The 7,900-nt window shown below is 66.2% G+C and carries 11 protein-coding genes and 1 pseudogene; 9 read left to right on the forward strand and 3 right to left on the reverse strand.

What is annotated here, in order from left to right; all coding sequences use genetic code 11:
* On the reverse strand, window positions 1–1,147 hold a 1,147-nt coding region (locus A9X00_RS15115; protein WP_156772103.1), incomplete at its 3' end, for a DUF6542 domain-containing protein.
* A gap of 97 nt (window positions 1,148–1,244) precedes the next feature.
* On the opposite strand from A9X00_RS15115, the gene ychF reads away from it, so the two are divergent.
* Complete coding sequence (ychF, locus tag A9X00_RS15120; protein ID WP_067154683.1) at window positions 1,245–2,318, forward strand: redox-regulated ATPase YchF; 1,074 nt, start codon at window positions 1,245–1,247, stop codon at window positions 2,316–2,318.
* An 88-nt stretch (window positions 2,319–2,406) separates the two neighbouring features.
* Entirely contained in the window at window positions 2,407–2,835 is a 429-nt protein-coding gene (locus tag A9X00_RS15125; RefSeq protein ID WP_067154686.1) for a hypothetical protein, read from the forward strand.
* A gap of 34 nt (window positions 2,836–2,869) precedes the next feature.
* Here A9X00_RS15125 and A9X00_RS30795 read toward each other — a convergent pair whose 3' ends face one another.
* On the reverse strand, window positions 2,870–3,238 hold the full coding sequence (locus A9X00_RS30795) for a DUF2510 domain-containing protein (protein WP_156772104.1): 369 nt from the start codon (window positions 3,236–3,238) through the stop codon (window positions 2,870–2,872).
* Window positions 3,239–3,279: 41 nt separating this feature from the next.
* Here A9X00_RS30795 and A9X00_RS15135 point away from each other — a divergent pair, with 41 nt between their 5' ends.
* From A9X00_RS15135 to A9X00_RS15145, 4 genes are all read left to right on the forward strand, one after another.
* Window positions 3,280–3,831, forward strand: a complete 552-nt coding sequence (locus tag A9X00_RS15135; protein ID WP_067154705.1) for a VOC family protein — start codon at window positions 3,280–3,282, stop codon at window positions 3,829–3,831.
* Between the two features lie 49 nt (window positions 3,832–3,880).
* Window positions 3,881–4,270, forward strand: a complete 390-nt coding sequence (locus A9X00_RS29920) for a hypothetical protein (protein ID WP_082975278.1) — start codon at window positions 3,881–3,883, stop codon at window positions 4,268–4,270.
* A gap of 2 nt (window positions 4,271–4,272) precedes the next feature.
* Window positions 4,273–4,653 (forward strand): hypothetical protein, encoded by a 381-nt coding sequence (locus tag A9X00_RS31350; protein WP_082975280.1) that lies wholly within the window; start codon window positions 4,273–4,275, stop codon window positions 4,651–4,653.
* Between the two features lie 74 nt (window positions 4,654–4,727).
* Complete coding sequence (locus A9X00_RS15145; RefSeq protein ID WP_067154695.1) at window positions 4,728–5,126, forward strand: VOC family protein; 399 nt, start codon at window positions 4,728–4,730, stop codon at window positions 5,124–5,126.
* A gap of 25 nt (window positions 5,127–5,151) precedes the next feature.
* On the opposite strand, the gene A9X00_RS15150 is transcribed toward A9X00_RS15145, so the two are convergent.
* Window positions 5,152–5,760: a TetR/AcrR family transcriptional regulator gene (locus A9X00_RS15150; protein ID WP_067154699.1), complete on the reverse strand. Its 609-nt coding sequence runs from the start codon at window positions 5,758–5,760 to the stop codon at window positions 5,152–5,154.
* 69 nt (window positions 5,761–5,829) lie between these two features.
* Between A9X00_RS15150 and A9X00_RS15155 the strand changes: the two genes are divergently transcribed.
* From A9X00_RS15155 to A9X00_RS15165, 3 genes and pseudogenes are all read left to right on the forward strand, one after another.
* Complete coding sequence (locus A9X00_RS15155; RefSeq protein ID WP_067154708.1) at window positions 5,830–7,002, forward strand: aromatic ring-hydroxylating dioxygenase subunit alpha; 1,173 nt, start codon at window positions 5,830–5,832, stop codon at window positions 7,000–7,002.
* Window positions 6,999–7,478: a nitroreductase family deazaflavin-dependent oxidoreductase gene (locus A9X00_RS15160; RefSeq protein WP_067154701.1), complete on the forward strand. Its 480-nt coding sequence runs from the start codon at window positions 6,999–7,001 to the stop codon at window positions 7,476–7,478. The genes A9X00_RS15155 and A9X00_RS15160 overlap by 4 nt, the downstream gene beginning before the upstream one ends.
* A 149-nt stretch (window positions 7,479–7,627) precedes the next feature.
* Window positions 7,628–7,900: pseudogene (locus A9X00_RS15165) on the forward strand (C40 family peptidase); the annotation flags it as partial.

Below are 7,900 nucleotides of genomic sequence, written 5' to 3' on the forward strand. Positions count from 1 at the left end.
AGCCCTCGTACTCCCAGGATTCCGCGGGAAACCCGCGCGACGCGCGGGACCCACCCCGGCGCTCGGCTCTCGGCTCCCTGGGCTCGTTCAACGGGGTTTCCCCGCGATAGCGCACCCGGGAGATCGGGTGGTGGGTCGAGTTGCCATTGCCGCTCGGAGCCGGGCGTCGGCGCCGGGGCTCGTAGGACTCGTACCGGTCGTAACGCTCGGGCGCGCTGGGCGGCTCGTAGGGCTCGTAGGCGTCGAAGCGGCTGCTCCGGGGTGCCGGCCGGTCGTAGGGATCGCGGCGGGCCCGCGGCTCGCGACGCGTTTCGCGCGGGTCGGGATCGGCCGGCGGCCTCTGGCGGCGACGCGGCCGCGGCGGGGGCTCGGCGGGGTCGAAGTCACGGGGCGGTGCCGGGCGCCGGCGCCGCGGCCGCTCGGACGCGGGTTCACCCTCGTCGGGAAGCGGCGGTCGCGCCCGGCGGGAGTGGGTTCGGCTCGAACGTGCGGCGGACCTGTCGGCGCCCGCCCGGCGGCCCGTCGAGGCGGCGCTCGCGGAGCGGCCGGACGCGCGGCTTCGCTTGGACCCGGCGGCCGGTGCGTCCTCCGCCTCGTCCTCGCGAGGAGCCAGGCCAAAGAGCGAATTCAGTTTCGCGCCAATGCCGTTGACGGAAGAATGGGATGTCCGCGACGTCGCGGCCTCGTCCTTGGCGCCGGCCGCGGCCGTTGGCGCCGCCTTCCCGAAATACCAGCGCACCAGGCCGATCAGCAGCACGCCGCCGGCGGTGCCCAGCATCAGCGGGAAGCGTTCGATGAGCGGATAGCCGCAGTTGATCAGCAGGTCCTTGAGGTTGCCGAGCTTGCGGCCGTGGAACATCCAGTAGGCGCCGGGCACCGCGCAGAACAGAATCAGCGGTGGCTGAATGATCGCGGTGAACACGCCCTCCTGCCGCACGGCCAGCACCGCGGCCACGCAGCCGGCTATATAGAAGCCCGCGAAGACGTGCGTCAGGTCCTTGTGACCCATCCCGGCGTCGAGGCCGTACCCGATCGCGGTCGTGGACACCGCGATGAGCAGGGCCGCCCACCACGGCACTCCCGGGATCCTGGGGTGGATCGAGCGGTGGTTGGCCTCAACCGCCGATCTTTCCCGCCGTTCTGACACATGTAGACCGTACCGGGAATGAGCCGAAACGCTCGTAAAGACCTTGTTAGCGCCGGTTGGCGTGCCACCGCGGGCGGCCCCTTAGACTTGGTTCCCCGTGAGCCTCAGCCTTGGAATCGTGGGCCTGCCCAACGTCGGCAAGTCGACGCTGTTCAACGCGCTGACCCGGAACAACGTGGTGGCGGCGAACTATCCGTTCGCGACCATCGAACCCAATGAGGGCGTGGTTTCGCTGCCGGACCCGCGGCTGGACAAGCTGGCGGAGCTGTTCTCCTCCGAGCGCATCGTCGCGGCGCCGGTCACGTTCGTCGACATCGCCGGGCTGGTCAAGGGGGCGTCGGAGGGGGCCGGGCTGGGCAACAAGTTCCTGGCCCACATCCGCGAATGCGACGCCATCTGCCAGGTGGTTCGGGTGTTCTCCGACGACGATGTGACCCACGTCGCGGGCGAGGTGGATCCCAAGTCCGACATCGAGGTCGTCGAGACCGAGTTGATCCTGGCCGACCTGCAGACGCTCGAGCGCGCGCTGCCGCGGCTGGAGAAGGAAGCGCGCACCAACAAGGAGCGCAGGCCCGTGCACGACGCCGCCGTGGCCGCGCAGGCGGTGCTGGACGGGGGCAAGACGCTGTTCGCCGCGGGAAGTGATGTCTCGTTGCTGCGCGAACTGAACCTGCTGACCATCAAGCCGTTCTTGTACGTCTTCAACGCCGACGAGGCGGTGCTGACCGACGCGGCGCGGGTCGCGCAGCTGCGCGAGCTCGTCGCGCCGGCAGATGCCGTATTCCTCGACGCCGCAATCGAATCCGAGCTGGTCGAGCTCGACGACGAGTCGGCCGCCGAGTTGCTGGAGTCGATCGGGCAGACCGAGCGCGGGCTCGACGCGCTGGCCCGGGCGGGTTTTCACACGCTCAAGCTGCAGACGTTCCTGACGGCGGGGCCAAAAGAGGCGCGTGCGTGGGTAATTCACCAAGGCGACACCGCGCCCAAGGCGGCCGGGGTGATTCACACCGACTTCGAGAAGGGCTTCATCAAGGCCGAGATCGTGTCCTACGACGACCTGATCGCCGCCGGTTCCATGGCGGCGGCCAAGGCGGCCGGCAAGGTCCGCATGGAGGGCAAGGACTACGTCATGGCCGACGGCGACGTGGTCGAGTTCCGGTTCAACGTCTAGCGGGCGGCCCAAGCAGTGGGCCCTTCCAACTGGACAGGTGTCCAGCTATCGTGGGCATCACGTTGATGTGAGCGGAGATGGTGCTGAGATGAGCAAGGTTCCGAGCCGTCAGGCTCGTTTGGCGCACGCTGCCAAACACGCCGACTTGTGGAACGCGGGCAAGAAGGACGAGTGGGTGGCGTCGTGGCGCACGATCTGCCCCGGTGAGGTCCGCATGTTCGACCCCGTCGGCACCGAGGAGAAGCACGGTTTCGCCACCGCCACCTCGGAGGCTTTCGACATGTTCCAATCGATCCTGAAGATCAAGATGATCACCGTGCAGGTCAACGGAAACGAGATGGCCTGGGTGTGCGAGAACCACTTCGGTACCGAGCCGAACGTCCAAATGGCTTACAGCATCGAGACGTTCGCCTGGGACGACGACGGCAACCTGCTCATCAAGACCTACTACCCGATGCCGGAATCCGTTGGTGGCGAAGACGACCCGTATGCCCACCTGCTGGAGGGGCAGAAGTAGGGGACGTCGTCGAGTTCCGGTTCAGCGTCTACGTTTACGCGTGAGGTTGAGTCTGCGCCGTCCAAACCCGACCGTCGTAGTAACGCATCAAACTCGGGTCGTTCTGATCCGGGTACCAGCCAGGCGCCAAACCACTGGCGACAGGCGCGGCCTGGCGCGCAACCGGCTGCTCCACGACTGGCCGCTCCACGACGGCGGCATCCCGGGGGCTCATCACCGCCCGGACGACGGCAATCACTACCGCAATGATCGCAATGAGGACCAGAATCCAGATCAGGTTGTTAATGGCGCCGGACAACATCAGAGCCTGCACCTCCTGTAGGGCGGGTTGTGCAACGCCGATCTGATACCCGGGACACCTAGGGGTCAAACGCCGATGCAGCTGATCGCCGCCGGCGGCCAAAGGTACTACGTTATGTAGTAAAGCCGTCTCGAGGAGGCATGATGCGGTGGCGCGGTGTCTGTCACGTCGAGTTTGCCGTGCTGGACTATGACGACTCGATTGCCTTCTACGACGCGTTGTTCGGCTGGCTCGGATACAGCAGCTTCTCGTCCTTGAATATGGAGTACCAGTCGACCTATTACATGACGCGTCATGTCAACCCGCACAGCTACATCGGCATTCAGCCCGCCCGTACCGGAAACAAGCTGACGCACCGCGACCAGGAGGTCGGCATCAATCACATCGCGCTATGGGCCCGGAGTAGAAGAGAAGTCGACCGCTTCCACTGTGAGTTCTTGGTCAGGCACGACATCCCGGTTACCGACGAGCCGAAGGAGTACCCGCAGTACTGGCCGGGCTACTACGCTGTTTTCTTCGACGATCCCATCAACGGGATTCATTGGGAGTTGGCGTGGATCCCGAAAGTCCCTACTCCCCGCCAACTTTGGTCGTTCTATCGTGCAATTCGTGCGTTTGCCATACGTCGTCCGGACCTCGCCAACTCGGTGCCCGGCGTCGCCAGGCAGGCGAGGCGAACGCTGCCTACCCAATAACCACGGGGCTCGCCACTCACGTCGGGGCCCCGCAGCGTTAAGGTAGGTCGTGGTCGTTGTCAGCGATGCCGACGCGTTGGGCGAACCCGCGCAGCGCGGTGCTGAGTTGGACAGCCGCGAGGAGGCTGTCGCGCGGCGTGAGACTGAGCTCTCGAGGCGCGAGCGCGTCGCCGACGAACGAGAACGCGTCGCCGACGAGCGGGACCAAATCGCCGACGATCGCGAGCAGGCGGCCGACGACCGCGAGCTGCGTGCCGACGAACGCGAGGGCACCACCGCGCAGCGCGAGCGCGACCGCCAACGGCGCGTCGACGAGCGGGTGGAGCGACGGGAAGCCGCCGCCAGGCGGGAGAACGCCGAAATCAGGCGTGCGGTGGCTGAAACCCGACGAGATCTCGAGGATGGGGCTGCTTCGCGGGATGACGGGACGGCGACTTAGCGATGTCGTCGGTAAACCAAACGAGACCGTGGGCTCGCAGGTACGCGGGCGTACTAGGCGGGGTGGCTTTGTTGGCCCTCGGACTGGCCGGCGGCTCCGGCCCCTCTGCGCAGGCGGCTCCGGCTCCAGTCCCCAGCAATCACTGGTGCCCCGGCGATCAATGGAACCCGGCCTGGGGCACGGCCTACAACTGGGACTGGCATCAATGCCACGACTGGCAAGGCCTGCCGGGTCCGGCGGGCTGGGGACCCTGGGGGCCACCGCCTGGGTGGGCGCCGCCGCAGCCGCCCCCGCCGCCGTGGGCGCCCGGGGCTCGGCTGATGTGGAACCCGACCGTTAACGCGTGGGGATTCTGGAACAACGGGATTTGGACCCCGGTGTAGCCCTTTTGTCGGAGGCTTGTCGGAGGGGCCGCCTAGCCTGGCGTCGACGCAAGACACCGCCACAGGGAGGGCCCATGAAGTTCGTTTCGACCCGCATCATCACCGCCGACGTCAATCGGCTGGTCGGCTTCTATGAGATGGTCACCGAAGTCTCCGCCGCATGGGCGAACGAGCTTTTCGCCGAGATCCCGACGCCGGTCGGCACGTTGGCCATCGGCAGCGACAAGACGGTACCGCTGTTCGGCGCCGGATCCGCCGAGCCGGCGGCCAACCGCAGCGCGATCGTGGAATTCCTGGTCGAGGACGTGGACGCCGAATACGAGCGGCTGCGCGAGCGTGTGACCGAGATCGTGAAGGAGCCGACGACCATGCCGTGGGGAAACCGGGCGCTGTTGTTCCGGGATCCGGACGGCAACCTCGTCAACCTCTTCACGCCCGTCAGCGAGGCGGCCCGCGCCAAGTTCGGAGTTTGACTGTCGGCGAAGTGAATTCGCCGATTCAGCGCCGCGCCACGGCGTGCGCACGCACAGACGGTGCGATCCAGTCCGCCAGGAATGCCCGCAGCCGCTTCCCCCTGCGCACGGGGCGGCCGGGGTCCACGATCAGCGACTGCAGCATGCGCAGCATGACCTCGACCAGTTCATCGAGCTTGCCCTCGGTGAATCCCGCTGCGGCCCAGTCGACTTCGAACCTTTCCAAGATCGACCTGCCGAATGAGATCGCCATGTCCGAGGTCACCCCGGCGGTCAGGGCGCTGGCCTTACCCGGCTGCAATACCAGGCTGAGGTACTTGTCGTGGGCGATCTGTTCGTAGGTGTAGGCGATGCCTTCCACCACCGCCTCGGTGGGGTCGGTGATCGACCCCAGATGGGTGGCGAGCCGATTCAGGAAGGCGTCGACGGCCGAGAGGGCAGTGGCACCCAAGAGCGCCTCATGGGTCGGGAAGTAGCGGTAGACGGTTTGGCGCGTCACGCCGAGGCTTTGGGCGACCTCGGACACGCTCACGGTGCCGCGTTGGCCGATGGCGCTGCGCGCCGTGTCGATGATGCGAGCGACCGCTTCCTCGTCGTCCGCCGGGATGTCCCCGGACCAGCCGTGGCGTCGCATTGCGTGATCGTCGCATAAAGGGCCCTCGAACCTTGACAAGACAAACTATCCCGGATGTATGGTCAGACGATGTCGTCGCCGACCGAAAGTCCGGTGAGGGGAACCGACGAGAACCTGACCCGGCGAGGGTTGCGCCACGCGCTGGATGGCACGACGGACCTGGCCGAGCGGGAACTCAAGGTGCCGCTGCACTACTACCGCGATCCGAAGATCACCGAGATCGAAGAGGCTCAGATCCTACGCAAGGTGCCGTTGGCCATCGTCCCGTCGGCGCAGGTGCCGGCAAAGAACGATTACGTGGTCCGCTCGGTGCTGGGCGATTCGCTGCTGGTGACCCGAGACCGCTCCGGCGCCAGCCACGTCCTGCTCAACTACTGCCGCCATCGTGGGGCCATGCCCGCCTGCGGCTCCGGCAACGCGTCGCGGTTCGTATGTCCGTATCACGCCTGGACATATCGGAACACCGGCGAGCTGCTCATGGTTCCGGGCAAGGCCGGCTTCGATTCCATGGATCTCAAGCAATACGGGTTGGTGGAACTACCGTCCGAGGAGCGGCACGGCTTCGTCTGGGCGGTGCTGACCGCCGATTCGAGCATCGACCTGGACGCGCACCTCGGCGCCTTCGACGCCGAGCTGGCGCTGTGGAACTACGAGGCGTACGGGTACCACACGCAGCGCGAGTTCACCTCGCAGGTGTCGTGGAAGGGCGCGCTGGAAGCGTTCGCCGAGGGATACCACTTTCCCTACGTCCACGGACAGAGCCTCATCGGGCAGAACACCCTGGCCAACACGATGGTCTATGACGAGTTCGGCAGGCATCATCGCATCGGCTTTCCGTTCAACTGGATCACCAACGTCGAGACCGACCCCACCGCTTCGACGGAACCGCTGATGAACATGGGGGTGATCTACTGGGTGTATCCGAATCTCATTCTCGCCAACAGCCCTGTGGGCGTGGAGATTATCGACATCCTGCCCGACGGTGAGCCGACGCGCTGCACGGTCCGGCACAGCTGGATGGCCCGGGTCCCGGCAACCAACGACGACATGAGGGCGGGCTACGACGCGGTCTACGAAGGGGTGCACGCGGCCGTTCGCGACGAGGACTTCGCGATGCTGCCCCAGTGCGGCCAGGGCGTCAGGCACGGGCAGCACGACCACATGATCATCGGCCGCAACGAGATTGGCGTCCAGCACATGATCAAGGTGTTCGGCCAGGAACTCGGCGTGGCGCTGCAATGACCGCACCCAGGCGGCCCGAGCAGCTGGACTCGCCGCTGCTGCCGGTCATCTTCCGCCACATGAGCAGGGCGCAGGTGTGGGTGTACCGGAAGACGAACGGGCGCATCGGGGGCAAGTGGCGGATCGGCGCCGGCTTCCGCAAGCCGGTGCCGACACTGCTGCTCGACCACCGGGGCCGCAAATCGGGCAAGCGGTTCACGGTGCCGCTGCTGTATCTGCGCGACGGGCAGGACGTGGTCGTGGTCGCCTCCCAAGGTGGGCTGCCGAACCATCCGCAGTGGTATCGCAATCTGGTCGCCGGCCCCGATACGACCGTTCAAATCGGGGGAGAGCGGCGACCGGTGCGCGCGGTGACCGCCGACGCGGCGCAGCGCACCCGGCTGTGGCCGCGACTGGTCGAGCTCTACGCGGACTTCGACACCTACCAGAGCTGGACCGAACGCGAGATTCCGGTCGTGATCTTGCAGCCCCGCTGAGCTCGCCGGTCGACGGAGTTTCTCGTCTAGAAATTTGCTGGCCGGTTATCGATTCGCTATCGATGTGGCGCACGCCATTGCGTCATTTACGCATGACGAAGACCACAAATTTTGGAACGCCACGAATGTAATTGCTAGCGTGCCTGCCCATGGTTGTACTAGCGACATTGATGGGACTTATCAATCAGGTCTCCGGGACGCCCTATATTCCGGGTGGAGATTCTCCCGCCGGGACCGATTGCTCTGGGCTCGCTTCGTGGGTCGCCAACGCGGCGACTGACAGGCCGGTGTTCGGCAGCAGGTTCAACACCGGCAACGAGGAAGCCGCGTTGTTGCAGCGGGGCTTCCAGTACGGGACCGCACCCAACGCGTTGGTCATCGGCTGGAACGGCGGTCATACCGCGGTGACCCTGCCGGACGGC

The organism is Mycobacterium sp. 1245805.9, assembly GCF_001672915.1.
Lineage (GTDB): Bacteria > Actinomycetota > Actinomycetes > Mycobacteriales > Mycobacteriaceae > Mycobacterium.